Below are 25,293 nucleotides of genomic sequence, written 5' to 3' on the forward strand. Positions count from 1 at the left end.
AACGCGGCGCTCTTGAGTGCATCGCGAGCAGGCTCGCTCCTACAGGGGTTGGGGGACGGCTGCCATGGTGGGTAACAGGGTGGGCATGCGTAGCTTCTTCAAATGTGTTCAGGCCAGTTGCCGATAGTCCTGGCGCATGGGTTGCGGGGCGGTGACTTGTTGCATGAACCGGTGCTGGATGAAGTCCGCACTCAGCTCCACGACCCGGCGGTATTGCAGGTCGACGGTGATCATGTGATAGCAATCGTCGAGCAGGACTTTCACTACCGGGCCGCCGAGTTTGCGTTCGACATAGTCGGCGTTCCAGCGGCTGGTGATGTCGTCTTCCCGTGAGTGCAGCACCAGCGCCTGGGTGGTGATCTGCGGCATGCGCTTTTTCACCGCGGCCACCAATCGATGCAGTTCCCGGACACTCACGCCGGACATGGTCAGCAATCCGGCATTGGCGCTTTCACCGGCCTTCATCTGCCGTTCGACAATGGCGCGCAAGCGTTCGTCCTTGATGCCGAACGGTGATTTTTCGTTGAAGCGGCACAGGTGCACGCCAAACGGAATCGACATCACCAGGCTGCTCAGTTTGGCGACCCAAGGCATGTTCCAGCCGTCGTAGCGCAGGGTGGTCGAATACAGCAGCAAGCCTTTGATCTGCCCCGGATGCTCGGCCGCCAGGTACATCGCCAGCACCGCGCCCATCGACAAGCCACCGACGAACACATGCTCATGCTTGCGTCGCACACCAACGAAGGTGTTGCGCGCGCTCTCGTACCAGTCGTGCCAACCGGTGGCTTGCAGGTCGGCGTTGTCCCCGCAGTGGCCGGCCAGGGTCGGCACATAGACCGTGCAGCCGGCCTTGGCCAGGCCCATCGCGACCCGTCGCAATTCGGTCGGCGTGCCGGTGAGGCCGTGGATCAACAACACCGCGACCTCGCCGTTGCCGAGAACGAAACCGGCGCTGCCTTCGCCCATGTCGATCTCGTCTGCCCTTGAAAAAGAGGGGTTCATCGTTTCATCGCCCGATCAAGCAGACGGTCGAGCAGCGCGATGCCGAGGTCGATCTCCGGGTAGCTGATTTCCAGCGACGGCGCGAGGGTGATCACGTTCTTGTAGTAACCGCCCACATCGAGGATCAGGCCCAGGCGTTTGCCGTCAATTTCGATGTCACCTTTCATGCCTTCTTCGACCATGAAGTCGAGCGTTGCCTTGTCCGGCGTAAAGCCGTCCGGCCCGCAGATTTCACAACGCAGTGCCAGGCCCAGGCCATCGACGTCGCCGATGATCGGGTAGCGTTTCTGCAAGTCTTTCAAGCCTTCGAGGAAGTATTTGCCCTTGTTCATGACCCTCTTGCCGTAATCGACTTCGCTGGTCATCTTGAACATTTCCAGGCCGACCGCCGTGCCCAGCGGATTGGAGGCGAAGGTCGAGTGGGTCGAGCCTGGCGGGAAGATTTTCGGGTTGATCAGCTCTTCCCTGGCCCAGATGCCGCCCAATGGGTTGAGACCGTTGGTCAAGGCTTTACCGAAGACGATGACGTCCGGTTTGACATCGAAGTGCTCAATCGACCACAGCTTGCCGGTGCGCCAGAAGCCCATCTGGATTTCATCGACCACCATTAAAATGCCGTGCTGGTCCAGCACATGCTTGAGTTCGCTGTAGAAATTCATCGGCGGAATCACGTAACCGCCGGTGCCCTGGATCGGCTCGACGTAGAACGCGGCGTATTCGCTCTGGCCGACTTTCGGGTCCCAGACGCCGTTGTATTCGGTCTCGAACAGGCGGGCGAATTGCTGCACGCAATGGCTGCCGTACTCTTCCTTGGTCATGCCTTTCGGGCCCCGGAAGTGATACGGGAACGGGATGAAATTGGCGCGCTCGCCGAAGTGGCCGTAGCGGCGGCGATAGCGGTAGCTGGAGGTGATCGACGACGCACCGAGGGTGCGACCGTGGTAACCGCCCTCGAAGGCGAACATCAGGCTTTTGCCATTGGTGGCGTTACGCACGACTTTCAGCGAGTCCTCGATGGACTGCGAACCGCCGACGTTGAAGTGCACCCGGCCGTCGAGGCCGAACTTCTTTTTCGCGTCCACGGCGATCATTTCCGAGAGCTCGATCTTGCCCTTGTGCAGGTACTGGCTGGCAATCTGCGGCAGGGTGTCTATCTGCTGTTTCAGCGCATTGTTCAGGCGCGGGTTGGCATAACCGAAGTTGACCGCCGAGTACCACATTTGCAGGTCGAGGTAGGCCTGGTCTTCGGTGTCCCAGACGTAGGAGCCTTCGCAGCGGCTGAAAATGCGCGGCGGATCGATGTAGTGAACGGTGTCGCCGTAGGAGCAGTACTTGGCTTCTTTATCCAGAAGGACCTGGTCTTCAGGTGTGGCGATTCGAATATCAGACATGGTGGAAGCGTTCCTGTGTTTCTACGTTGAAAGAGGTGGCGTTGGCGGCGCTGGCGCTTGGCAGCAGGGCGAGCAACGCAGGCAGATCGGCGAAGCTGTCGAAGCGGGCGTAGGCGATGCCGTTGCGCTCGCAGTGCTCGGCCAGGCGATCCTTGGCGAATACGAAATCGGCGGTGGCGGCCACGCACATGTCGGACTGCCCGTCGCCGATCACCAGCACCCGTTTGGCGCTGGGGGTGGATTTGCATTTACAGTTGCCGGACGCGGCGCGGCAGGCATCGCTTGCGTGAGGGAAGTCGATGCGCCAGCTCTGGTGGTCGAGCTGCCGCAGGCGGTTGGCGAGGATCGGCAAAAGGCTGACGTAGTGGCGCGCCAGGATCCGTGCAATGCCTTGCTCGATGCCGTCGCTGACCACTTCAAGCGAAGCGCCGAGGCCGATGACGTGGTCGACGAAGTCAGGGAAGTCCGGGTCGATCTCGATGGTGTCGAAGAACCCGAGCAGTTCGCCCGGTGTGGCCTTGACCAGCGAGAGCTGGCGGCTGAGGCATTCACGGGAACCGATGTCACCCGCCAGCCACTCGTTTTCGATCGCTTCCCAGCTCGGGTCGGCGAACCGTTGGAGGATGCTGTCGATCACGTCGGTGCGGGTGATGGTCCCGTCGAAATCACACACGATATGCCAGTCAATCATCTGTTGTACCTATCTTGGCAGGAGGCGCTGTTTGCGCTTGCCAAGGGGGTAGAGCAGGGACTGTGCCAACCGGGTTTGGCCCAGCGGGGCTGGGGTTCAGGCGGGTGTGGATGGCGGTGAAGCTACAATTTTTGTAGGTCGCTACAAACAACATGAGTGCTTGCGCGAGAGGGGCGATTCGGGGATTGATGCGCGCACATCCAGTTCAAGGAATGGCCTCATGTCGAGGATTACTGTTGTTCTATTTGCCGCGCTGACGTGCCTTTCGGCCAGCGTTTCAGCGAACGGCATCACCGGTGAGGCGGGGGCTGGCCTCAGCTATCAGCCCCACGATCCGACCGGTAGCCGCTACGAAACCCGGCCGGTGCCTTACCTCGATCTGGATTGGGGCAATGTCAGCCTCAGTACGGACGACGGGCTGACCTGGGACGCGTTGAACACCAAGGGTTTCAGCGCCGGACCGTTCGTGAATTACCTGCCGGGGCGCACGTCCAACGGCGAACTGCAGGGGTTGCGCGATGTGCCGGACATGGGCGAGGTGGGCGGTTTTGTGCAGTACGCGCCGGCTGATTTCTGGCGGGTGTTTGCCTCGGTCGGGCAAGCGGTTGGAGGGCGCGGCGGCCAGGGCGGGGTGTTGGGGCGTGTTGGCGGGGAGGTGGGTTATCCACTGGGTGGCGGGGTGATTGGGAGCTCCGGTCTGACCGCGCATTTTGCGGATGCGCGGCAGAGTCAGACTTTCTTCGGCGTCAGTGCCAATGAGTCACAAGCCTCGGGGATTCGGCCGTACAACGCGGGCGGTGGTTTGCAGAATGTGGCGTTGACTCAGAGTTTCGAGTTTCCGCTGGCGCCGCAGTGGTCGTTGTTGACCAGCGCGAGCTGGATTCACCTGACGGGTTCTGCGGCGGACAGCAGCCTTGTCAAAGAGCTCGGTGAGACCAACCAAGGGGAAGTGCAGGCGGCACTGGCCTACAAGTTCAACTAAGCACTTGTGGCGAGGGAGCTTGCTCCCGCTGGGTCGCGAAGCGGCCCCCAAACTTGGCAAGTCATCCTTCCAGAAATACCTCGCCAGCCTGTTTTACGACTGCTGCGCAGCCGAACGGGAGCAAGCTCCCTCGCCACAGGAATTGCGGTGATTTTCAGGTTTCTTCGCCTTCGGCCAGCAACGCAATCCCGCCCATGATCACCGCCACCCCCACCCAGTGCAGCACGCTGATCTGCTCGCCCAGCCCCAGCCACGAACCGAGCAACACCCCGACAAATACCAGCGAACTGAGCGGGAACGCCAGGGACAGACTGCTGCGCCGCAAAATCAGCATCCACACGAAAAACGCGCCGATGTAGCAGGCAATCGCAAACCACACCCCGGGATTGACCGCCACAGCCAGCAGCCATTGCAGGTTGAAATCCATCTGCCCCAGCTGATCTCCACCGACCTTGGTGGCGATCTGGCCGGCGCTTTCAAACCCGATCAACAACGCCCACAGCACCACCGTACCGAGGCGTTCATGCAGCCAGTCGGTCTTGTTCCTGATCATCGCTTGAGCCTCATGCATGGGTGACACACACGAGCATCACGCCCGCCGTAATCACTAAAGTGCCGAGCCAGCGCCGCCGGCTGACGGTCTCGCCGAGGATCAGTTTGCCGGCCAGCACCACGCCGCAGTACGCCAGCGCCGCCGCTGGAAACAACAGGCTCAGCGGCGCCCGGGACAGGGCTTCGAGCCAGACGAAAAATTCGATTACGTAGGCGCCGATCCCGCACCACAGCAGCGGCGCGTTGAATACCTGGCCCCAGAACGCATTCAGGCGAAACCCGCCTTCGAGCGCCGGTAAACGATCCAGGCCGAGCTTGAAACAGAGCTGGCCGATGACGTCCAGCACAATGGAAAACGCCACCAGCACAATCACGGTGAAGGTCATGGAAACAACTCCTCGAACAGATCGATCAACGCCTGGTTGGTCGTCGCGTTGCGCAGCAGATCCGCTTCGCTCCAGCGTTCGGCCGGGGGCTGGTCCGACTTGGCTTCCCAGCGCTTGAGGGCGTTGCTGAAGGCCGGTCGGGCGTACTCGCCGCAGATGTCGATGCCGAGGATTCGCTTGCTGGCCGCCAAGGCTCTGATGGCTTGCAGCAAGTGGCTCAAGCGCATGCCGCCCTGGTCCCAATTGGTCGCCGCGTCTTCGCAGGCCAACACGTCTTTGTCGAGGGTGATCCACACTGCGCGGGTGGGCAGGCTGGCGATCATCTGTTCGAGAAACACCGGCCAGTCGAGCTCCGCCAGATTGCGCCAGTGCAGCAGGTTTTCCTGCTGCCGATGGCCAGCGCCGTCACCGACCCGGCCCCACACTTTCGAGGGCGGGCGCTGCCACGGAAATAGCTGCAACACGCCGCGTTTGAGCGCCCGGACATTGCCGCCCTTGAGCTGTGGATTCTGCAGGTCGTCGCTGCACGGGCCGAGGGTGACGATGCGCTGGATGTTCGGCAGTTTCAGTGCCTGATTGACCCACGAACCGCAATGCCGACGGGGGGCGAAGCGGACCCAGTCGGGGTGGTTGTCGAAGTGAATCAGGCTTGCCGGCTCGGGCAAATCAGTCAGAAATGCCGGGGTCAGATGGTGGTAATCACCGGAACCGACGAAGAAGATTTCCGGTTGCGGGCCGCTGTGCCGGGGCCGTTGCTGCAAGCGTTCGGCGAACCGCCGCCAGGTCCGTTCGCTGGACCACAGCCGCAGTTTCGGGCCGAGGTCGAGCAAGTCGAGGCGTTTGGCACGGCCGCTTTCCAGCAGCCGCGAGATGGGCGCCTGGGCCGTCAGGCTGTGGTCGAGATCTAAAATGTTCAAGGTCGCAATTCACCCTTGGCAGACCCTCCCAGACACCGGCTTCATCCATCATGAACGCCGGCCGAGGGGGCTTTTGGGGGTAAATGCAAGGGGCGGGCCAGCCGTCTGCTGCACTGAAATTCATTATGGCGAGGAGCTTGCTCCCGCTGGACTGCGAAGCAGCCCCTAAGCGGTCAAGGAGGTTTTTCTGCTGAAACTCGATTGCAGGTAATGGGGTTGCTTCGCAACCCAGCGGGAGCAAGCTCCCTCGCCACAGGGGGGGATGGTCAAGCGTGGAGGCGGACCCAGACGGTGACGAGTACGGTGGCCGCCATCAGCCACGCCACTGCCGCGATGGCGAGCGACGCTTCAAGCCGCATCCGGTCGACCATCACGTACAACGTCGCCAGGTAAACAAAGTACGGAATGATCGACCACATCCCGAACACGATGGTGGTCTTTAAATCCTCCAGCGAACGCCCCTTGCCGACGATGTAATGCGCAATCAGCGCAAAGGTCGGAAACAGCGGCACCAGGCCTGCGATGTAATAGTTTCGGGTCTTGGCCAGTGCGGCGAGGATGACGACCACCGCCGCCCCCAGCGCTGCTTTGAGGATCAGGTCCATCAGTGGCTCAGCCCGTATTTCTTCACTTTGTCGAACAGCGTGGTCTTGGCCATTCCCAGTTCCAGGCTGGCCTGGGTCAGGTTGCCGCCGCTGCGTTGCAAGGCGTCGCTGAGCAGGTTGCGTTCGAACGCTTCCACTGCTTCGGCGAAGGCCAGACCCTGATTACTGCCACTGGTGCCGGATTTCTTGAAGGCCGGCAGGCCAAGGGCAAAACGCTCGGCGACGTTGCGCAGTTCGCGCACGTTGCCCGGCCAGTCGTGGCTCATCAGGTTCGACAGGGTCTGGTTGTCCAGTTCCGGCACGGCGCGGTCGAAGCGCAGGGACGACTGCTGCAGGAAGTGTTCGAACAGTTGCAGGATGTCTTCGCGACGTTCGCGCAACGGCGGCAATTCGAGGGTCACCACGTTCAAGCGGTAATACAGGTCGCTACGAAACTCGCCGGCCTTGCTCGACTCGTCGAGGTCGGACTTGGTCGCGGCAATCACCCGGCAATCCACGGCCACGCTCTGGTTCGAACCCAGGCGTTCGAGGGTGCGCTCCTGCAACACCCGCAGCAGTTTGATCTGCAAGGGCAGGGGCATGCTTTCGACTTCATCCAGGAACAGCGTGCCGCCGTCGGCGTGTTCGATCTTGCCGATCCGTCGTTTACCGGCGCCGGTGAACGCGTTGGCTTCATGGCCGAAGATCTCGCTTTCGAACAGGTTCTCCGGCAGGCCGCCGCAGTTCAGCGCGACGAATTGCTTGGTGTGGCGGCGACTGAAGTCGTGCAGGCAGCGCGCAACCAATTCCTTGCCGGTGCCGGTTTCGCCTTCGATCAGCACGTTGGCCGAGGTATCGGCGACGTTGGCGATCAGTTCGCGCAGGTTCTGCATGGCCGGCGAGCGGCCGATGATCCGACCTTCGAGGGAATCGCGCTCCGCCAGTTGCCGGCGCAACGAAGACACTTCCCGGGCCAGGCTGCGTTGCTCCAGCGCGCGGCGGGCGACGTCCACCAGGCGTTCCGGGGAGAAAGGTTTCTCCATGAAGTCATAGGCGCCTTTCTGCATTGCGCCGACGGCCATGGAGATGTCGCCGTGGCCGGTGATCAGCACCACCGGCAAGCTACGATCGCGGGCCTTGAGCCGGGTCAGCAGTTCCAGGCCATCGATGCCCGGCAGACGGATGTCGCTGATGACGATGCCGGCAAAATTGTCGCCAACCCGCTCCAGCGCTTCTTCGGCGCTGCCCACGCCCACGCAGGGAATGTCTTCCAGGGTCAGCGCCTGTTGGCAGCCGAGCAGCACATGGGGGTCGTCTTCGACGATCAGCACACTAAGGTCGTTGTTCATATTGGCTCGGCGTGAGTGGGGCTTACCAACGGTAAACTGAGGACGAAGGTGGTGCCACCGCTGGCCGGGTGTTCGACACCCAGGTGCCCGCCGGTGGCGGCGGCCAGACTGGCGGAAAGTGTCAGGCCCAGGCCCAGGCCTTGTTCGCCGGGTTTGGTGGTGAAGAACGGTTCGAACAAATGCTTGCGTGCTTCGGCGTCGATACCGTGGCCGTTGTCGCGCACGCGCAGGCGATATTTGCCATCAAATGCTTCGCCTTCCAGCCACAACTCGGGCAACGGTTGTGCCTGCATGGCATCGAGGGCATTGCCGATCAGGTTGACCAGGATCTGCTCGAGACGGGTCTGGTCGATCTGCACCTGCACGTCTTTGAAGTCACGATGCAGTTGCAGATGGACACTTTCCACGCGACCTCCCAGCAGTTGCAACGCGGCATCTACCGCTTTGCCAAGGCACGCCTGGCCCTTGTCGTCACCGCGACGGGCGAAGGAGCGCAGGCTGGCGGTGATCCGGCCCATGCGGTCGATCAATTCGTTGATGGTCTTCAGGTTGGTGCTGGCCACGTCCAGTTGACCGCGTTCGAGAAAGCGCACGGTATTGCCGGACAAGGTGCGCAGCGCCGCCAGCGGCTGGTTCAGTTCGTGGGCGATGCTGGTCGACATCTGGCCGATGGCGGCGAGTTTTCCGGCCTGCACCAGCTCATCCTGGGCGCGGCGCAACGTCTCTTCAGCCTGACGCCGTTCGCGGATCTGCCCCTTGAGGCGTTCGTTGCTGGCGCGCAGATCCGTGGTGCGTTCGGTAATCCGACGCTCCAGTTGATTGTTGGCTTGCTGCAGGGCTTCACGGGCGGCGAGGCGGGTGGCGATCACCTTGCGCCGCTCGTTCCAGGCAATCAGCAGGAACGCCACCAGGGCAAACGCCACTGCCACCAGAATCCCTTGATTGATCGCTTCACGGCGCAAATCCTGGAGCGGCGTGAGCAGGGTGAAGTTCCACGGGGTGTCGCTCAGGGGGCGGGTCTGCGAGAGGTAGCTGATGTCCTCTTCGTCTGACTCCACTTCACTGTTGGCGGGGAAGGTCAGTTTTTCTTCACCTTCGGCCAGTTTTTCCCGGGCCAGTGGCTGCAATTCGTTCAGCGGGAACCAGTAGTACTGCAGGCTGCGGGCCAGTTTTTCCTTGGTTTCTTCGCTCAACGGAACCACCGATTTGAGCCGTCGTGCCGGATCGCTGGACAGAATGATGATGCCGTTCTCGTCGCTGACAAAGGCTTCGAGGCGCGCACGCTGCCAGCGTTCTTCCATGGCTTCCAGGCGGACTTTGACCACCGCGACGCCGATGATCTTGCCGTGTTCTTCCAGGCCGTGGGCCAGGTAGTAACCGGGTTCGCCGTTGGTGCTGCCGATCCCGTAGAAGCGCCCCGGTTGACCGCGCACGGCGTTCTGGAAATAGGCGCGAAAGGACAGGTCTTCGCCCAGGTAACTGTCGACATCGCGCCAGTTGCTGGTGGCCATGACGCGGCCGGTGGTGTCCATCACGTAGATGGCCCGACTGCGGCTGCGCCGGTTCAGGCCTTCGAGGTAATCATTGACCGTCTGCCGGTGTTCCGGTGACGGGTCGGCCAGCAGTTTTGAAACACTGGATTCAAGTTCCAGCAGGCTGGGCAGGTAGGTGTACTTGCTGATCTCGCTCTCGACGGCGCGGGCGTGCAGTTCGAGCTGACGCTGGCCGTTCTCGCTGAGGCTGCGAATCCCGTAGTGCTCACTGACCCAGAAGCCGAGGTAACCCAATCCGATCATCAGGGCGATGACCAGGGGGGGCAGGAACAGATGGCGAATCAGACGGGGTTTCACGGCGAGTGATGGCGGCGCAGCGCGATAGAGAGTGGGGTCGCATTTCATCACAGATGCCTTGGGTCAACCACAACACTTACTTGTAAATCGCCGCGGACCCTTGTGGGAGCGGGCCTGCTCGCGAAGGCGGTGGATCAGCCAATGTCGATGTTGACTGTTAAGCCGTCTTCGCGAGCAGGCTCGCTCCCACAGGGGGGCGGTGGTAGAACTTAGTGCTGCAGAATCTTGTTAAGGAAGTGCTGTGTACGCTCGGCGCGGTGGGTGATATCGCCGAAGAAGTCCTCTTTCTTGCAGTCTTCGATGATTTTGCCCTGGTCCATGAAAATCACGCGATCCGCCACTTTGCGGGCAAAGCCCATTTCGTGGGTCACGCACATCATGGTCATGCCTTCGTGGGCCAGTTGCACCATCACGTCGAGCACTTCGTTGACCATTTCAGGGTCCAGCGCCGAGGTCGGTTCGTCGAACAGCATGACGATTGGGTCCATCGCCAGCGCACGGGCAATTGCCACACGCTGTTGCTGGCCACCGGAGAGCTGGCCCGGGTGCTTGTGGGCGTGAGCCGAGAGGCCAACGCGCTCAAGCAGTTGCAGGCCTTTCTTGGTGGCTTCTTCCTTGCTGCGGCCCAACACCTTGATCTGCGCAATGGTCAGGTTTTCGGTGATGGTCAGGTGCGGGAACAGTTCGAAATGCTGGAACACCATGCCGACGCGCGAACGCAGTTTCGGCAGGTTGGTCTTCGGGTCGGCGATGGACGTGCCATCGACCACCACGTCGCCTTTCTGGAACGGTTCCAGGGCGTTGACGCATTTGATCAGGGTGGATTTGCCGGAACCGGACGGCCCGCACACCACGATCACTTCGCCTTTTTTGACCTCGGTGCTGCAATCAGTCAGTACCTGGAAGTCGCCATACCACTTGTTGACTTGCTTGATAGAGATCATACGGCAAACCTTTTTTGCAGACGCTTGACCAGCAGCGAGGCGGCAAAGCTGATTGTGAAGTACGTGAGACCTGCAAAGATCAGGAACTCATTGGAGCGACCGATGATGTCGCCACTGGCACGGGAAGCATTGAGGAAGTCCACCAGGCCGACCGCGTAGACCAGCGAAGTGTCCTGGAACAGGATGATGCTCTGTTGCAGCAGCAGCGGGGTCATCTTGCGGAACGCTTGCGGCAGGATGATCAAACGCATCATCTGGCCATACGTCATGCCCAAAGCCTGGGCAGCACCCATCTGGCCCTTGGGAATCGACTGCACGCCGGCCCGGACGATTTCGCAGAAGTACGCCGCTTCGAACATCATGAAGGCCACGATGCAGGAGGCGAACGCGCCGATCGGGGTGTCTTCGCCGGTGATCCAGCGCAGCACGAACGGCACCGCCAGGTAGAACCAGGTGATGACCAGCAGCAGCGGGATCGAACGGAAATAGTTGACGTAGGCGCCAGCCAGGTTCGACAGCAGTTTGCTGTGGGACAGACGGCACAGCGCAAGGATGGTGCCGAGGATGATCCCGCCGACGACGCCCAGCGCCATCAGTTGCAGGGTCATGACCATGCCGTTCCACAAGCCCGGCAGGGACGGAACGATACCCGAGAAGTCGAATTCCATCATTTACCCCCTACGGAGATCAGGCCCGGTACGGCGACTTTCTTCTCGACCCCACGCATCAGCAGCATCAGGCTCATGTTCAGGGTGAAGTAGATCAGGGTGGCCAGGGTGAACGCTTCGAACAGGTTGGCGGAGAACTCGGCGGTCTGTTTGGTCTGCGCGAGCAACTCCATCAGGCCGATCAGCGACGCCACGGAGGAGTTCTTGAACACGTTCAGGAATTCCGAGGTCAGCGGCGGAATGATGATCCGGTAGGCCTGGGGCAGCAGCACGTTCCAGTAGATCTGCGGCAGTTTGAAACCCATGGCGCGAGCGGCGGCTTCCTGGCCACGAGGCAGCGCCTGGATGCCGGTACGCACTTGTTCGCATACACGAGCAGCGGTGAACAGGCCCAGGCAAACGACGACGCTGAGGAAAGCCGAGGTGGTCGGGTTCAGGTCCTGTTTGTACCAGTCCTGCAGGTTTTGCGGCAGCAGATCGGGCACCAGGAAGTACCAGATGAACAGCTGAACCAGCAGCGGCACATTACGGAAGAGTTCGACGTAGCAGGTCGCGATGCCCGATACGATGCGATTCGGCACGGTGCGCATGACACCCAGAATCGAGCCCAACAGCAGCGCGATGATCCAGGCGGCGACGGCGATGGCAATGGTCCAGCCCAAACCGGAGAGGTACCAGTCGAGATAAATCTCACTGCCCACGCCGGTGGACTTGAAGAACACGCTCCAGTCCCAGTTGTAATTCATTAGGGTCTCCCCTCAGATCGTTCGATGTACAAGTGCCCGCCTGGGGAAGCTCCGTTCCCGCCCGACTCTGATGGTCAGGCACACACGAGCGGCTCGACAGCCACCGGTTCGAGTGTTTCCAAAAATGCCAGCAGGGAGTGACTATCCCCTGAAAGGGCAGTGGCCCTCTCAGGAGATAAGGTTAGTCAGAATTCAGGACTTTTTTTCTACAGGCTTGTCGTCAGCCGCTTTATCGGTCGGATTGGCGATCAGGGCCTTGAGCTCGTCGCTCATCGGGAAGTTCAGGTTCAGGCCTTTAGGCGGGATTGGCTGCATGAACCATTTTTCGTAGATCTTGTTGATCTCGCCCGAAGCGTAGGTTGCCTTGATGGCGTCATCCACCGCCTTCTTGAACGGCTCGTCGCCTTTGCGAACCATGCAGCCGTAGATCTCGTAGGACTGTGGAGTACCGGTCACGGCCCAGTCATCCGCCTTCTTGGCTTTGGCTGCTTCACCGGCCAGCAAGGCGTCGTCCATCATGAAAGCCACGGCGCGGCCGGTTTCCAGCATCTGGAAGGATTCGCCATGGTCTTTGGCGGAGATGACGTTCATGCCCATCTGCTTGTCGGCGTTCATCGACTTGAGGATGCGCTCGGACGTGGTGCCCGCGGTAGTCACGACGTTTTTGCCTTTCAGGTCGCCGAAGTCCTTGTACGCGGAGTCTTTCTTGGAGAGAAGACGCGTACCGATTTCGAAAATGCCGACGGAAAAGGCAACTTGCTGCTGACGTTCCACGTTATTGGTGGTGGAACCGCACTCGACGTCCACGGTGCCGTTCTGCACCAGCGGGATACGGGTTTGCGAGGTCACGAGGTTGTATTTGACCTGGAGGTTGGGCATGTCCAGGTCTTTCTTGATGGCTTCGACGATTTTCAGCTGGATATCGTGGGAGTAGCCGACCGGTTTGCCGGAAGCATCAGCGATATAGGAAAACGGGATGGAAGCGTCACGATGCCCGAGGGTGATCACACCGGACTCTTTGATCTTCTTCAGTGTGCCGGTGAGTTCGGCAGCGAAAACTGGAGTGCTAATCAGAGCGGCAGCAATGGCTGCGCCCAGGATATGGGGAACGATGCGCATCAAATTTTCCTCGACATTGTTTTTTTTATGGAGCCAGTTCATCGGCCCTTTTGTGCTTCGAATGCCTGACGGCTCCTGAAGTGGGTGCACAAGAGACATTCGTCCAAGAGTGTAGAGCATGACTCGTGCCAGGCCAGGCGAGTTAAATCAAGTTATTGATTTATAAAGGGATTAAATATTTATGGCGTTCTTTTTTTGTGGGGGATAATCCGGTTAACCGAATCGACCGACAGGTCGTGTTCGGAAAACCGAATAGTGTTTGGGGCTGCCAGCTGATCATCGAAAAATCAGCTTTCCTGGCTTAGCGGCGTTTCATGCAGGTAGATCCACTGGGCGTTGTGGTGATGCAGGCCAATGATCGCCACCGAAACCCTTGAGCTTTCGCGCTGGTCGAGGCGATGGGTTTCCTTGTAGCGGATCGCCACGCTGTGGCCTTCCTGCCAGACCGTTTGCAGGTCGCTGATGATGATCTCCAGACCTGGCTTGGCGCCGATTGCACCCTTGAACATCTGTTCGACCGTCGCCCGGCTGACGATGGCGGCCGAGGTGGTGACCATGCTGAAGTCCTCGGCGAATGCCGACATCAGCGGCTCGAGCATGGCCTGTCCCTGACCGTTTGCATCGGAGAACAGGGTTTGAATCAACTCGTGCACGTGATGAACGCTGTGGTGCGCCAGTTCAACTATTTCGTTGTGCATGACAGTCCTTTTGAGTGTTCAACTGACTCAGTTGAAAGAGTGGAAACAGGCCCACCAGCGAGGCGATGGCGAAGGTCGCGTGATAGGCCTGGGTGGTATCGAAGTGCTTCAAGAGCAGGTTGAAAACCATCAGGAACAGGGCGGCACCGATGCTGAATGACATCTGTCGGTTGATGTTCCAGATGACACTGGCCTTGTGCGTGTCATTGCCCTCGAAGTCCATCAGCGATGTGGTTTGTGCGGTGTTGGCACCGATGCCACCGCCAATCCCCATCAAGCTGTAGGCGATGACTATTACCCAGAGGTCCGAGGGATCGTTGACCAATAACAGGGTGGCGATGCCGGCGCTGTGCAACAGCATGCCGAGGGCAAACAACCGCTTGGCGCCCATCCGGTTGTAGGTCCGGCCACAGATCAGCATCGCGATGAACGCGCCGATGGCGTAGAGGATCATGAACATCCCTGTCAGTCGGGCGCTGAAGTGCAGGGTGTTTTGCAGGAAGAAGATGCTCATCAGGTTGACCCCCGTGAACACACCGGGAATCGCGTAATAGATAAAGATGGAGGTGCTGAGTTTTTTGCTTTTGAGCAGGCTCAGTTCAATGATCGGGTTTTTGCAGCGGCGGTAGTGCAGCCCGTACAGGAGGACAAACGTAACGCCGGCCGTGACGAAGAGGGCGGCCACCCAGGCCGGAGCGTCGCCGCCATACAACGACATGCCCATCAACAGGCTGCCGAGTGCGGCGCTGACCAGCAGCAAACCCTTGATGTCGGGCCGGGGCAAACTTGTCGGCCGCGCTTCGTTGATCCAGAACCAGGACAGCAAAGCCGCGATCAGCGAGAACGGGATGTTGCTGTAGAACACCCAGCGCCAGGAACTGCTGTCGACGATGATGCCGCCGATGGTCGGTGAAATGGCGGGCGCTATCAGGGCAACAGCCATGACCAACGTGGATATTTTCGCCCGCTGCTCACCCTTGAACAGGTTGAATGTCAGTGCCTGGCCGACTGGAATCAACAGACCGCCGCCCATCCCCTGGACGAAGCGCCAGATCACCAGCTCGTTGAAACTGTCGGCCAGCCCGCACATCCACACGGAGGCTGTGAACAGGATCATCGAGGCGGTGAGGATTTCCCGACTGCCAAAACGACCGGCCAGCCAGGTGCTGACCGGGATGATCAGTGTCAGCCCCAGAATATAAGCGTTAGCCACCCAGGCAACGTCTGAAGTACTAACGTGCAGCGCCGCCGATAGAGTCGGTAGTGCGACCGCCGATATAAAGATGTTAATGCAGTCTATAAAAAAGCCGATGAGAAATATCAGTGCAACTTTGTAGCGATAGGTCATGTTGTTTCCCCTTTGTCGCAAAGCATAGGGGCGATGGACTTGAACTGTCGATACGACTATCCTTGAAACAATGTTTGACGGGATTGAACAGTGAGCTCTATTGCTATGCACACTCATCTTAATCGGGTACAGACATTTCTGGCGGTGGTCGATTTTGGTTCTTACACCAAGGCCGCCAATTACCTGAACATCAGCAAAGCCATGGCCAGCCTGCATGTCAAGGCGCTGGAGGATGTGCTGTCTGCAACGTTGTTGATTCGAAATACCCGAAATATCTCCCTCACGGAAATAGGTCAGGATTTTTATGAAGCGTTCAAAGGTATTGTCGCGGACATCGATAGTGCCTTCGATAATGTATTGAAAGGTCATAACCGTGTCACCGGCAAGTTGCGGTTCAGTTCCACCATAGAATACGGCGAGGCTTATATCCTTCCGTTGATACCGCAATTTATAGAGCGCTATCCGGAAATAAAACTTTGCTATGACTTTAATTCTTCACTCAATGATCTGGTGGCGGAAAAGTTAGACCTGGTTATTCGTCTGGGCAACTTGGCAGACTCGGCTTTCAAGAGCCGTAAGCTGGCGGATTATGAAATTGTCCTGGTGGCTACGCAGACGTTTCTTGCCCGTCACCCGGTGCAAACGCCTCAGGACCTGAACTCGGTGCCGTGGATCGCCAACAGCAACCTGCAGGCACCGACCCAGTGGACGTTGCGTCATCCGCAATCAGGGGCTGTCGAGATCAACGGGATCAATCAGTTTGAATCCAACTCTTCCACGGCCATTCGCTCCATGACGTTGTCGTCGCTGGGCGTCTCGGTGCTGCCCGCCTGGGTGGTCAAGGACGACATCGCCAGCGAGCGGCTGATTCGCCTGTTGCCCGACTATTCGCTGCCCTCGCAGTCCGTCAACGTGGTGTTTCCCAACAGCCCGCATTTGCCCCACAAAACGAGGGCGTTCATTGATTTCCTGTTGCTGCATCTGGCGCAATGAGCGCCTGCAAAAAAGCCCCTGAATCGTCGGATTCAGGGGCTTTCATTTAAACGGATGGCGATCAGGCCGCTTCGATCTTGCTGCGGTTCTGCTCGACCTTGCTCAGGTAATCCACCAGTTTCTGCTGTTCCGCCGGGGTAGTGAACAAGCCCAATTTACTGCGGCGCCACAGAATGTCATGGGCGGTGGTTGCCCACTCTTCGCTGCACAGGTAATCGACTTCGCGGGTGTAGAGACCGCCGCCGATGTGGTCGCCCAGGTCGTTGAGGTTCTGCACGCCTTCCATCATGCGCCAGGTGCGGCTGCCATAGGTGGTTGCCCAGCGGCGTGAGATTTCAGTCGGAACCCAGTCGAACTTGTCGCGAATCAGCGAGCTCAGCGCCTGCGGGGTGGTCATGTCTTCGCCGCCCGGCAGGGTGGCGCTGGCAGTCCAGCTTGGCTTGATGTGCGTGAAGTACGGCGCCAATTGTGCCAGCGCCGATTCGGCCAGTTTGCGGTAAGTGGTCAGCTTGCCGCCGAACACCGACAGCAACGGCGCTTCTTCGCCAGTGCCCGAGAGCGCCAAGGTGTAGTCGCGAGTGACGGCTGACGGGTTGTCGGATTCGTCGTTGCACAGCGGACGGACACCGGAATAGCTGTGCAGGATATCGTCGCGGCTGATCTGCTTCTTGAAGTGGGCGTTGACCACTTTCAGCAGGTAATCGGTTTCGCCTTCGGTGATCGCCACTTTGGCCGGATCGCCGGTGTACTCGCGGTCGGTGGTGCCGATCAGGGTGAAGTGATTGAGGTACGGAATGGTGAAGACGATGCGCTGATCTTCGTTTTGCAGAATGTGCGCGTGTTCGCCTTCATACAGTTTCGGCACGATCAGGTGGCTGCCCTGAATCAGGCGAATGCCGTAGGGCGATTCCATCTTCAGGTCATCACGAATGAACTTGGCGACCCAAGGGCCGGCGGCGTTCACCAGCGCTTTGGCGCGGATCGAAAACAGGCTGCCGTCGGCGCGCTCCAGGTGCAGATGCCACAGGCCCTTGGTACGACGGGCACTGACGCAGCGGGTCTGGGTGTGAACGTGGGCGCCTTTCTCGCGGGCGGCCATGGCGTTCAGCACCACCAGGCGCGCATCGTCGACCCAGCAATCGGAGTATTCGAAGCCTTTGGTGATTTCGCTTTTCAGCGGGCTGTCCGGACCGAACTTCAGGCTTTTCGAGCCTTCGAGTTTTTCCCGCTTGCCGAGGTTGTCATACAGGAACAGGCCGGCGCGGATCATCCAGGCTGGACGCAGGTGCGGACGGTGCGGCAACACGAAGCGCATTTGCTTGACGATGTGCGGCGCCTTGGCCAGCAGCACCTCGCGTTCGGCGAGGGCTTCGCGTACCAGGCGGAATTCGTAATGTTCGAGGTAGCGCAAGCCGCCGTGGATCAGCTTGCTGCTGGCCGACGAAGTGTGGCTGGCCAGGTCATCTTTTTCGCAAAGGAACACCGAAAGGCCGCGACCGGCGGCATCCGCTGCGATCCCAACGCCATTGATCCCACCACCGATGACGGCGATGTCGTAGACCTCAGCGAGAGGGGGCGTAGGCAAGGTAGAAGTGGGCATCGGCTGGCCTCGGGCTCTTTTGATTTTCTGTATTGGAATTCGAACATTAATGTTCATTTGCGAAAATGGTAGCCCATAAAGCCGCCCACAGCCAGTCAACTTCGATTGAAAATACTGATCGAAGGACCGAAAAAGGAAAATATACGAACATTAAATGAGGGGGGTGGAGGCTTTTGTGGCGAGGGAGCTTGCTCAGCAGACGCAAATCAGTCGACACGCTCTTCCTGAAATACAACGATTACCGGTTTCAGGGCTGCTTCGCAGCCCAGCGGGAGCAAGCTCCCTCGCCACAAGGGAGCGCGCTGTTTGGAGAGGGTTAAACGACTTCCAGCCGAATCTTGTGCTGACTCAGCAGTTGCGCCAGCGCCGGCGAAGGTTGTTGGTCGGTGACCAGGCAATCAATCAGGCTGATCGGCCCCAGGCGAATCATGGCGTTGCGCCCGAATTTGCTGGAGTCGGCCGCCAGAATGACCTTCCGGGCGTTGGCGATGATCGCCTGGGATACCCGCACTTCCTGATAATCGAAGTCCAGCAGGCTGCCGTCTTCATCGATACCGCTGATGCCGACCAAGGCAAAGTCGACTTTGAACTGGTTGATGAAATCGACACTCGCCTGGCCGACCACGCCACCGTCGCGCCGCACATTGCCGCCCGTCAGCAGAACGTCGAAGTCGTCCTTGGCGCTGAGCATCGAGGCCACGTGCAGGTTGTTGGTGATGATTTTCAAGTGGTTGTGGTTGAGCAGCGCCCGGGCAATCGATTCGGTGGTAGTACCGATATTGATGAACAGCGAGGCGTGATCCGGGATCTGAGCCGCAATGGCTTCACCGATACGCTGCTTCTCATCGCGCATCTGGTCGGCGCGCATGGCGTAGGCGGTGTTCTCGACACTGGAATCGTAGGCTGCGCCGCCATGGTAGCGACGCAACAAATTGGCTTCCGCGAGCTGATTGATATCGCGGCGGATGGTTTGCGGTGTAACGACGAACAGCGTAGCCATTTCCTCGATGCTGACATAGCCGCGTTCGCGGACCAGTTCGAGGATTTGCTGCTGACGGGGAGGCAGATTCATGGGGCTTCCTTTGGCTGCCGTGCAAAATTTGCCCATGATGCCGCAGGAATCTGCTCCCTACCAGTTACATACCGATACGAGTACTCAGGTTGGCTTATTCAGCGCCTTCATGTGGTTCCCAGTCGCGGGTGCGGCTGACGGCTTTTTTCCAGCCAGCGTAGAGTTTTTCCTTGGCGGTTTCGTCCAGGGTCGGTTCGAATTCGCGTTCGATCACCGCCTTGCCGCGTAGCTCATCCAGGCTGCCCCAGAAGCCACACGCCAGGCCGGCCAGGTAAGCGGCGCCCAGTGCAGTGGTTTCGCGCATTTGCGGACGCTCGACCTGAGTGCCGAGGATGTCGGCCTGGAACTGCATCAGGAAGTTGTTCGCAACCGCGCCGCCGTCCACGCGCAGGGATTTCAGACGTTCGCCGGAATCCTGTTGCATGGCGTCCAGCACGTCGCGGGTCTGGTAGGCAATCGACTCCAGGGCTGCACGAATAATGTGATCCACACGCACGCCGCGGGTCAGACCGAACAGGGCGCCACGGGCATACGGGTCCCAGTAAGGCGCGCCGAGGCCGGTGAAGGCTGGCACCAGGTACACGCCGTTGCTGTCCTTGACCTTGTTGGCGAAGTATTCGGTGTCGTGGGCGTCGTTGATGATCTTCAGTTCGTCACGCAACCACTGAACGGTCGAACCACCGTTGAACACTGCGCCTTCGAGCGCGTAAGCCACTTCGCCACGTGGGCCGCAGGCGATGGTGGTGAGCATGCCGTGCTTGGACTTCACGGCTTTGTCGCCCGTGTTCATCAGCAGGAAGCAGCCGGTGCCGTAGGTGTTTTTCGCCTGGCCCGGCTCGACGCACATCTGGCCGAACAGGGCGGCCTGCTGGTCGCCAGCGATGCCGCCGATGGCGATGCCGCTTTTGGTGTGGCCGTAGATTTCGGACGAAGATTTAACTTCCGGCAGCATCTCGCGCGGAATATCCAGTATCTCCAGCATCTTCGTGTCCCACTCAAGCGTGTGGATGTTGAAGAGCATGGTGCGCGAGGCGTTGGTGTAGTCGGTGACGTGGACCTTGCCGCCGGTAAATTTCCAGATCAGCCAGCTGTCGACGGTCCCGAACAGCAGTTCGCCGTTGCGCGCACGCTCGCGGCTGCCTTCGACGTTGTCGAGGATCCACTTGAGCTTGGTGCCGGAGAAGTACGGGTCGGTGACCAGGCCGGTGGTCTCGCTGATGTATTGCTCGTGGCCGTCGCGTTTGAGCTGCTGGCAAATCTCGGTGCTGCGGCGGCACTGCCAGACGATCGCGTTGTAGATCGGGCGGCCGGTGGTCTTGTCCCAGACCACGGTGGTTTCGCGCTGGTTGGTGATGCCGATGGCCGCGACCTGGTCGTGATGCAGGCCGGCTTGAGCCAGGGCTTCGACCATCACGGCGCTTTGGGTGGCGAAGATTTCCATCGGGTCGTGTTCGACCCAACCGGCTTGCGGGTAATGCTGGACGAATTCGCGCTGGGCGGTGCAGACCACGTTCGCGTCGCGGTCGAAAATGATCGCGCGGGAGCTGGTCGTACCCTGATCGAGGGCAATGATGTAGTTCTTATTCTGAATGTCGGTCATGTCGATTGCCTTGGACGAAAAAAGGAAGAGAGGTCCGGCGCGTGATCTTATGGGCAGGATCACGCGCCTACGGTATCAAGAAGTTCTTGGTTTGCCGTCAATGGCCGGTGTTACGTCCTGTGTAGCAGGTGTGGCGCTGGGCAGATGACGGGCAATCAGCCCGCGATACGCGGCAGCGCCGAGGCAGGCACCGACAATCGGTGCAAAAATCGGAATCAGGAAATACGGGATATCGCGGCCGCCGGTGAGGGAAATTTCACCCCAGCCGGTGAAGAAAGTCATCAGCTTCGGACCGAAATCACGCGCCGGGTTCATCGCGAAACCGGTCAGCGGGCCCATCGAGCTGCCAATCACGGCGATCAGCAAGCCAATCAGCAGCGGTGCCAGCGGCCCTTTTGGCAGGCCATTGTTGTCATCGGTCAGGGACATGATCACGCCCATCAGGATGGCGGTGATGATGACTTCCACCAGGAAAGCCTGGGCGGTGGACAGGGCCGGGTTGGGGAAGGTGGAGAACACCGACGCCAATTCGAGGCTCGCCTGGGTGCCACGGACCATATGGTGAGTTTGTTCGAAATCGAAGAATAGATTGCTGTACAGCGTGTAGACCAAAAATGCGCCGCAGAACGCGCCAGCAATTTGAGCGAGGATATAGAACGGCAGTTTGCGTTTTTCGAAGTCGGCGAAAATGCTCAGTGCGATGCTCACGGCGGGATTGAGGTGAGCCCCGGAAACCCCGGCGGTCAGGTAGATCGCCATGCTCACGCCGACGCCCCAGATGATGCTGATTTCCCACAGGCCAAAGCTGGCACCCGCGACCTTGAGAGCGGCAACACAACCGGTGCCGAAAAAGATAAGCAGTGCAGTGCCCAGAAACTCGGCCATGCATTGGCTTGAGAGCGACGGTTGTTGTAAAGCAGTTGTCATTGAAAACCTCGTTTTTGTTGTTGTCTGGCGCTTCTTTCATCATGACCAAAGCGCGTTTTCCACCGAGGCAGAATCCCCATCCTGTTCTCGGCCTGCTACTGGGGTGCTGCGATGACACATTCGTACAGTATTCAGATTCGAAAAAATATAGACAAGAAACGCTGCTGTCAAAGGTCGAAAGTGAACTGTCGGTCACAATTCAACTATTAGTCATGTGAATGATCGTATTGTTCACGCGTCCGGCCAGGCACGGACGAACGGCAGCCTGTGCCGTCAAGCCGCTGAACCAGTGGCGCAATAGAGCCTTTTGCCGACCAATGTCCTAGAATCCAGCGCAGGATTTTTCTACTGCCGCCCACTCTGGAGCTGCCATGACCCCCGCATTGGATTTGTTGAAAAAAGTTCGAGCCGAACATCGCGTGCACAGTTATGAACATGATCCAAAGGCTGCGTCCTATGGGCTGGAGGCCGCGGAGAAGCTGGGACTCGACCCGGCGCAGGTGTTCAAGACATTGCTGGCAGCCAGTGAGAAAGGTGAGTTGCTGGTAGCGGTGGTGCCGGTCGTCGGAACTTTGGACTTGAAGCATCTGGCTCACGCGGCGGGCGTGAAAAAAGCCGAAATGGCCGATCCTGCCGCAGCGCAACGCGCGACGGGTTATCTATTGGGCGGGATCAGTCCGTTAGGGCAGAAGAAGCGCTTGCGCACTTTTATCGATAACTCCGCTCAGCCCTTTGCGACCATTTTCGTCAGCGCCGGCCGGCGCGGTCTTGAGGTTGAATTGGCGCCGGCGGTGCTGGCCGAACACACTCAGGCCAAGTTTGCCGATATCGGCCGCGCCTGAATCAGGGAGAAGGTTATGCAGCTTGAATTTCATCAAGTCGATGCGTTCAGTGATCGTCCGTTCAGTGGTAACCCGGCCATGGTGTATCGGCTCGAGGCGTGGCTAGCCGATGAGTTGATGCAGAAGATTGCCGCCGAACATAACCTCGCCGAAACGGCCTTCGTGGTGCGTGAAGGGCAGGGTTGGCACATTCGCTGGTTTACCCCGACGACCGAAGTGCCATTGTGCGGCCATGCGACCCTGGCCAGTGCGCATGTGTTATTTGACATTTATAAGGAGCCGGTCGAGCGCCTGGACTTCATCTGCAAGTCCGGCCCGTTGAGCGTAAGCCGCGAGGACGGGCGCTTGTGGCTGGATTTTCCGGCCATCGTGCCATCTGAAGTGGGCGTGACCCTGGATGTCGAGCGCGCCTTGGGCGTCGAAGTGGTCGATGTTCTGGGTTCCAACGAGTTGTTCGTGGTGTTGGAGTCCGAGCAGGCCGTGCTCAACTGCCAGCCAGACATGATCGCCCTGGCCAAGCTGCCGTGGCCGGGTGCAATCGTCACCGCCAAGGGGAGTCAGCATGATTTCGTGTCCCGGTACTTTGCCCCGGCAATCGGCATCAATGAAGACCCGGTGACCGGTTCGACCCATTGCAGCTTGATTCCGTATTGGTCGAAGCGGTTGGGCAAGACGAGTCTCAGCGCTTATCAGTGCTCGAAGCGAGGCGGGGCGTTGTTCTGCCGACTGGAAGGGGACCGGGTGAAGATTGGCGGGAATGCGACGCTGGTTGCGAGCGGAACACTCATTCTCGGTTAACCCAAACTTGATGTGGGAGTGAGCAGCCACGCTCCCACATTTTTTGTCCGTGTGTATTAGCTGGCGGTGCTGTAGCGGCGGACACCGGACTCTACCACTGGAATCTGCGCAGCCGTGCTGCCCGATGCCTGGAACAACACCAGGTGTTCAGCCGCGACTCGAATACCCACTTCGGCACCGACTTGATGATCGGCATGGCTCGGGAAAATCGACTCCAGTTGCGCCCCGGTCGGTAGCTGCAAACGGTACAACGTCGAGGCTCCCTGGAACGACTTACCGACAATCCGCGCCTTTAAACCGCTGTCGGGTGCATAAACGATATCGTCCGGACGCAGCAACACATCCACCGCACCGCCCACGGGCCAGGTGTAGGCACGATTGCCGCGCAACTCACCCAATTCGGTCTGCACCGACTCGGGGCTGCTCAGCTGGCCGCGAATGAAATAACCCTGGCCAATGAAGCTGGCCACAAACGGCGTCAGTGGCTCGTGGTACAGGTTGTAGGGCGTGTCCCATTGTTCCAGCCGACCTTCCTTGAACACCCCGACATGATCGCTCACCGCGAAGGCTTCTTCCTGGTCGTGGGTCACCAGAATCGCGCTGGTGCCACGGGCTTTGAGAATGTCGCGCACCTCATGGCTGAGCTTGCGTCGCAGTTCGCCATCGAGGTTGGAGAATGGTTCGTCGAGCAACAGCAATTGCGGTTCCGGTGCCAGTGCGCGGGCCAGTGCGACACGCTGCTGCTGACCACCGGACAACTCGTGCGGAAAGCGCTTGCCGAGGTTTTTCAGGTTGACCAGCTCCAGCAACTCTTCGGTGACACGATCCTTTTGCGGGTGCTTGCGGATCCCGAAGGCGATGTTCTCGGCCACGCTCAAATGCGGAAACAGCGCGTAGTCCTGGAACACCATGCCGATCCGGCGTTTCTCCGGGGCAAGGGTGAAGCCGGCGCGGGAGATGGTCTCGCCTGCGAGGGTGATTTCACCTTCCTGCACCGGTTCGAAACCGGCAATCGCCCGTAGCGTGGTGGTCTTGCCGCAGCCCGAGGAGCCCAGCAGGCAACCGATGTCACCGGCATTCAAATGCAAGTTGAGGTTCTGCACGACGCGCTGGTCTTGATAGCCGCAGGCGAGGTTGCGCAGGTTAAGCAGTAATGGAGGGCTCATGCGTGGTGATACGCCGGCTCGACGAGGAACTCGAGCAGGGCCTTTTGTGCGTGAAGGCGGTTTTCCGCCTGGTCCCAGGCGACCGAGCGCTTGTCATCAAGCACGTCGAGGCTGATTTCCTCGCCACGGTGGGCCGGCAGGCAGTGCATGAACAGCACATCCTCGGCCGCCAGGTCGAGCAGGGCGCGAGTCACCTGGAACGGCGCGAACAGCTTCAGGCGCTTGGCGGTTTCTTCTTCCTGGCCCATGGAGGTCCAGACATCGGTGCTCACCAGATGGGCGCCGCGCACGGCATCCTTCGGATCGCGGACAATGGTCACGCGATCGCCGGCCATGGCCACGAACTGCGGGTTGGGTTCAAACCCTTCAGGGCAGGCGATGCGCAACTGGAAGTCGAACTGGATCGCCGCTTCTATATAGCTGTTGCACATGTTGTTGCCGTCGCCGATCCAGGCCACGGTCTTACCCTGAATCGAGCCGCGATGTTCGAGGAACGTCTGCATGTCGGCCAGCAACTGGCACGGATGCAGGTCATCGGACAGGCCGTTGATCACGGGAACGCGGGAATTGGCGGCGAATTCGGTCAGGGTGCTGTGGGCAAAGGTGCGGATCATCACGGCGTCGAGCATGCTCGACATCACGATGGCGCAGTCGCCGATCGGCTCGCCACGGCCCAGTTGCGTGTCGCGCGGCGACAGGAAGATGGCCTGGCCGCCGAGCTGGATCATGCCGGCTTCGAACGAAATACGGGTACGGGTCGAGGACTTCTCGAAAATCATCCCGAGCACGCGGTTTTTCAGAGGCTCGAACAGCACGCCGCGGTTACGCAGGTCTTTGAGCTCAACGCCTCGACGGATCACGCTGACCAGCTCTTCGGGCGTGCAATCCATCAGGGAGAGAAAGTGCCTTGCGCTCATCATTGACTACCTTTTTGCAACAGACCGCAGATACTCAAAGCCTTGTTTAACTGAAAAACGGGCGAGACCTGCGGCGTAAGCCGCACGGGGCGACGAAATAGGGGGAGGCGCGATATTGACATTAAATGTCGCGTTTTTCCAATAGGAGGCT

General features: G+C 59.5%; 25 protein-coding genes. 4 read left to right on the plus strand and 21 right to left on the minus strand.

What is annotated here, in order from left to right; all coding sequences use genetic code 11:
* Positions 1 to 108: 108 nt before the first annotated feature.
* The 3 genes from BLU63_RS17000 to BLU63_RS17010 are packed head-to-tail and all read right to left on the minus strand — an operon-like array spanning position 109 to position 3,084.
* Complete coding sequence (locus BLU63_RS17000; protein ID WP_042932618.1) at positions 109 to 1,002, minus strand: alpha/beta hydrolase; 894 nt, start codon at positions 1,000 to 1,002, stop codon at positions 109 to 111.
* Positions 999 to 2,393 (minus strand): aspartate aminotransferase family protein, encoded by a 1,395-nt coding sequence (locus BLU63_RS17005; protein WP_010457715.1) that lies wholly within the window; start codon positions 2,391 to 2,393, stop codon positions 999 to 1,001. Before BLU63_RS17005 ends, BLU63_RS17000 begins: the two co-directional genes overlap by 4 nt.
* The gene (locus tag BLU63_RS17010) at positions 2,386 to 3,084 is read right to left on the minus strand and encodes an MtnX-like HAD-IB family phosphatase (RefSeq protein WP_010457714.1); all 699 of its coding nucleotides are present in this window, start codon (positions 3,082 to 3,084) and stop codon (positions 2,386 to 2,388) included. The genes BLU63_RS17005 and BLU63_RS17010 overlap by 8 nt, the downstream gene beginning before the upstream one ends.
* A 220-nt stretch (positions 3,085 to 3,304) precedes the next feature.
* Here BLU63_RS17010 and BLU63_RS17015 point away from each other — a divergent pair, with 220 nt between their 5' ends.
* Positions 3,305 to 4,066 (plus strand): MipA/OmpV family protein, encoded by a 762-nt coding sequence (locus BLU63_RS17015; RefSeq protein WP_083375842.1) that lies wholly within the window; start codon positions 3,305 to 3,307, stop codon positions 4,064 to 4,066.
* A 154-nt stretch (positions 4,067 to 4,220) separates the two neighbouring features.
* Here BLU63_RS17015 and BLU63_RS17020 read toward each other — a convergent pair whose 3' ends face one another.
* The 12 genes from BLU63_RS17020 to BLU63_RS17075 form a co-directional block, all read right to left on the minus strand.
* Entirely contained in the window at positions 4,221 to 4,619 is a 399-nt protein-coding gene (locus BLU63_RS17020) for a DMT family transporter (RefSeq protein WP_010457712.1), read from the minus strand.
* Between the two features lie 10 nt (positions 4,620 to 4,629).
* Positions 4,630 to 5,004, minus strand: a complete 375-nt coding sequence (locus BLU63_RS17025) for a DMT family transporter (RefSeq protein WP_083375843.1) — start codon at positions 5,002 to 5,004, stop codon at positions 4,630 to 4,632.
* Positions 5,001 to 5,921: an arginase family protein gene (locus BLU63_RS17030; protein WP_083375844.1), complete on the minus strand. Its 921-nt coding sequence runs from the start codon at positions 5,919 to 5,921 to the stop codon at positions 5,001 to 5,003. The genes BLU63_RS17025 and BLU63_RS17030 overlap by 4 nt, the downstream gene beginning before the upstream one ends.
* 266 nt (positions 5,922 to 6,187) lie before the next feature.
* Positions 6,188 to 6,517: a GlpM family protein gene (locus tag BLU63_RS17035; RefSeq protein WP_169857921.1), complete on the minus strand. Its 330-nt coding sequence runs from the start codon at positions 6,515 to 6,517 to the stop codon at positions 6,188 to 6,190.
* A gap of 8 nt (positions 6,518 to 6,525) precedes the next feature.
* Positions 6,526 to 7,854, minus strand: a complete 1,329-nt coding sequence (gene aauR, locus BLU63_RS17040) for a two-component response regulator AauR (protein WP_010457707.1) — start codon at positions 7,852 to 7,854, stop codon at positions 6,526 to 6,528.
* The gene (aauS, locus tag BLU63_RS17045; protein ID WP_077749905.1) at positions 7,851 to 9,752 is read right to left on the minus strand and encodes a two-component sensor histidine kinase AauS; all 1,902 of its coding nucleotides are present in this window, start codon (positions 9,750 to 9,752) and stop codon (positions 7,851 to 7,853) included. The genes aauR and aauS overlap by 4 nt, the downstream gene beginning before the upstream one ends.
* A 161-nt stretch (positions 9,753 to 9,913) precedes the next feature.
* Positions 9,914 to 10,648 carry an amino acid ABC transporter ATP-binding protein gene (locus tag BLU63_RS17050; RefSeq protein ID WP_010457705.1) on the minus strand — a complete coding sequence of 245 codons (735 nt, stop codon included), beginning with the start codon at positions 10,646 to 10,648 and terminating at the stop codon, positions 9,914 to 9,916.
* Positions 10,645 to 11,316 (minus strand): amino acid ABC transporter permease, encoded by a 672-nt coding sequence (locus BLU63_RS17055; protein WP_010457704.1) that lies wholly within the window; start codon positions 11,314 to 11,316, stop codon positions 10,645 to 10,647. Before BLU63_RS17055 ends, BLU63_RS17050 begins: the two co-directional genes overlap by 4 nt.
* Positions 11,316 to 12,062, minus strand: coding sequence for an amino acid ABC transporter permease (locus BLU63_RS17060; protein ID WP_010457703.1), 747 nt, complete (start codon positions 12,060 to 12,062; stop codon positions 11,316 to 11,318). Before BLU63_RS17060 ends, BLU63_RS17055 begins: the two co-directional genes overlap by 1 nt.
* Positions 12,063 to 12,254: 192 nt before the next feature.
* Complete coding sequence (locus BLU63_RS17065; protein ID WP_042933025.1) at positions 12,255 to 13,181, minus strand: glutamate/aspartate ABC transporter substrate-binding protein; 927 nt, start codon at positions 13,179 to 13,181, stop codon at positions 12,255 to 12,257.
* A 287-nt stretch (positions 13,182 to 13,468) separates the two neighbouring features.
* On the minus strand, positions 13,469 to 13,879 hold the full coding sequence (locus BLU63_RS17070; RefSeq protein ID WP_083375845.1) for a DUF4440 domain-containing protein: 411 nt from the start codon (positions 13,877 to 13,879) through the stop codon (positions 13,469 to 13,471).
* A complete protein-coding gene (locus BLU63_RS17075; RefSeq protein WP_083375846.1) occupies positions 13,860 to 15,227 on the minus strand; it encodes an MFS transporter in 1,368 nt (455 codons plus the stop codon). Before BLU63_RS17075 ends, BLU63_RS17070 begins: the two co-directional genes overlap by 20 nt.
* Before the next feature lie 105 nt (positions 15,228 to 15,332).
* Between BLU63_RS17075 and BLU63_RS17080 the strand changes: the two genes are divergently transcribed.
* On the plus strand, positions 15,333 to 16,220 hold the full coding sequence (locus BLU63_RS17080) for a LysR family transcriptional regulator (protein WP_083375847.1): 888 nt from the start codon (positions 15,333 to 15,335) through the stop codon (positions 16,218 to 16,220).
* Between the two features lie 61 nt (positions 16,221 to 16,281).
* Here BLU63_RS17080 and glpD read toward each other — a convergent pair whose 3' ends face one another.
* The 4 genes from glpD to BLU63_RS17100 form a co-directional block, all read right to left on the minus strand.
* Positions 16,282 to 17,820: a glycerol-3-phosphate dehydrogenase gene (glpD, locus tag BLU63_RS17085; protein ID WP_010457698.1), complete on the minus strand. Its 1,539-nt coding sequence runs from the start codon at positions 17,818 to 17,820 to the stop codon at positions 16,282 to 16,284.
* A gap of 316 nt (positions 17,821 to 18,136) precedes the next feature.
* Positions 18,137 to 18,892: a DeoR/GlpR family transcriptional regulator gene (locus tag BLU63_RS17090; protein ID WP_010457697.1), complete on the minus strand. Its 756-nt coding sequence runs from the start codon at positions 18,890 to 18,892 to the stop codon at positions 18,137 to 18,139.
* Between the two features lie 94 nt (positions 18,893 to 18,986).
* Positions 18,987 to 20,492 (minus strand): glycerol kinase GlpK, encoded by a 1,506-nt coding sequence (glpK, locus tag BLU63_RS17095; RefSeq protein ID WP_077749900.1) that lies wholly within the window; start codon positions 20,490 to 20,492, stop codon positions 18,987 to 18,989.
* A 75-nt stretch (positions 20,493 to 20,567) separates the two neighbouring features.
* Positions 20,568 to 21,419, minus strand: a complete 852-nt coding sequence (locus tag BLU63_RS17100) for an MIP/aquaporin family protein (RefSeq protein WP_010457695.1) — start codon at positions 21,417 to 21,419, stop codon at positions 20,568 to 20,570.
* Positions 21,420 to 21,790: 371 nt separating this feature from the next.
* Between BLU63_RS17100 and ybaK the strand changes: the two genes are divergently transcribed.
* Both ybaK and BLU63_RS17110 read left to right on the plus strand, forming a co-directional pair.
* On the plus strand, positions 21,791 to 22,261 hold the full coding sequence (gene ybaK / locus BLU63_RS17105; protein WP_010457694.1) for a Cys-tRNA(Pro) deacylase: 471 nt from the start codon (positions 21,791 to 21,793) through the stop codon (positions 22,259 to 22,261).
* A gap of 15 nt (positions 22,262 to 22,276) precedes the next feature.
* Complete coding sequence (locus tag BLU63_RS17110; protein ID WP_083375848.1) at positions 22,277 to 23,059, plus strand: PhzF family phenazine biosynthesis protein; 783 nt, start codon at positions 22,277 to 22,279, stop codon at positions 23,057 to 23,059.
* Between the two features lie 56 nt (positions 23,060 to 23,115).
* Here BLU63_RS17110 and BLU63_RS17115 read toward each other — a convergent pair whose 3' ends face one another.
* Both BLU63_RS17115 and argF read right to left on the minus strand, forming a co-directional pair.
* The gene (locus tag BLU63_RS17115; protein WP_010457692.1) at positions 23,116 to 24,225 is read right to left on the minus strand and encodes an ABC transporter ATP-binding protein; all 1,110 of its coding nucleotides are present in this window, start codon (positions 24,223 to 24,225) and stop codon (positions 23,116 to 23,118) included.
* Complete coding sequence (gene argF, locus BLU63_RS17120) at positions 24,222 to 25,142, minus strand: ornithine carbamoyltransferase (RefSeq protein ID WP_010457691.1); 921 nt, start codon at positions 25,140 to 25,142, stop codon at positions 24,222 to 24,224. The genes BLU63_RS17115 and argF overlap by 4 nt, the downstream gene beginning before the upstream one ends.
* Between the last annotated feature and the right edge of the window lie 151 nt (positions 25,143 to 25,293).

It is taken from the genome of Pseudomonas mandelii, assembly GCF_900106065.1.
Classification (GTDB): domain Bacteria; phylum Pseudomonadota; class Gammaproteobacteria; order Pseudomonadales; family Pseudomonadaceae; genus Aquipseudomonas; species Aquipseudomonas mandelii.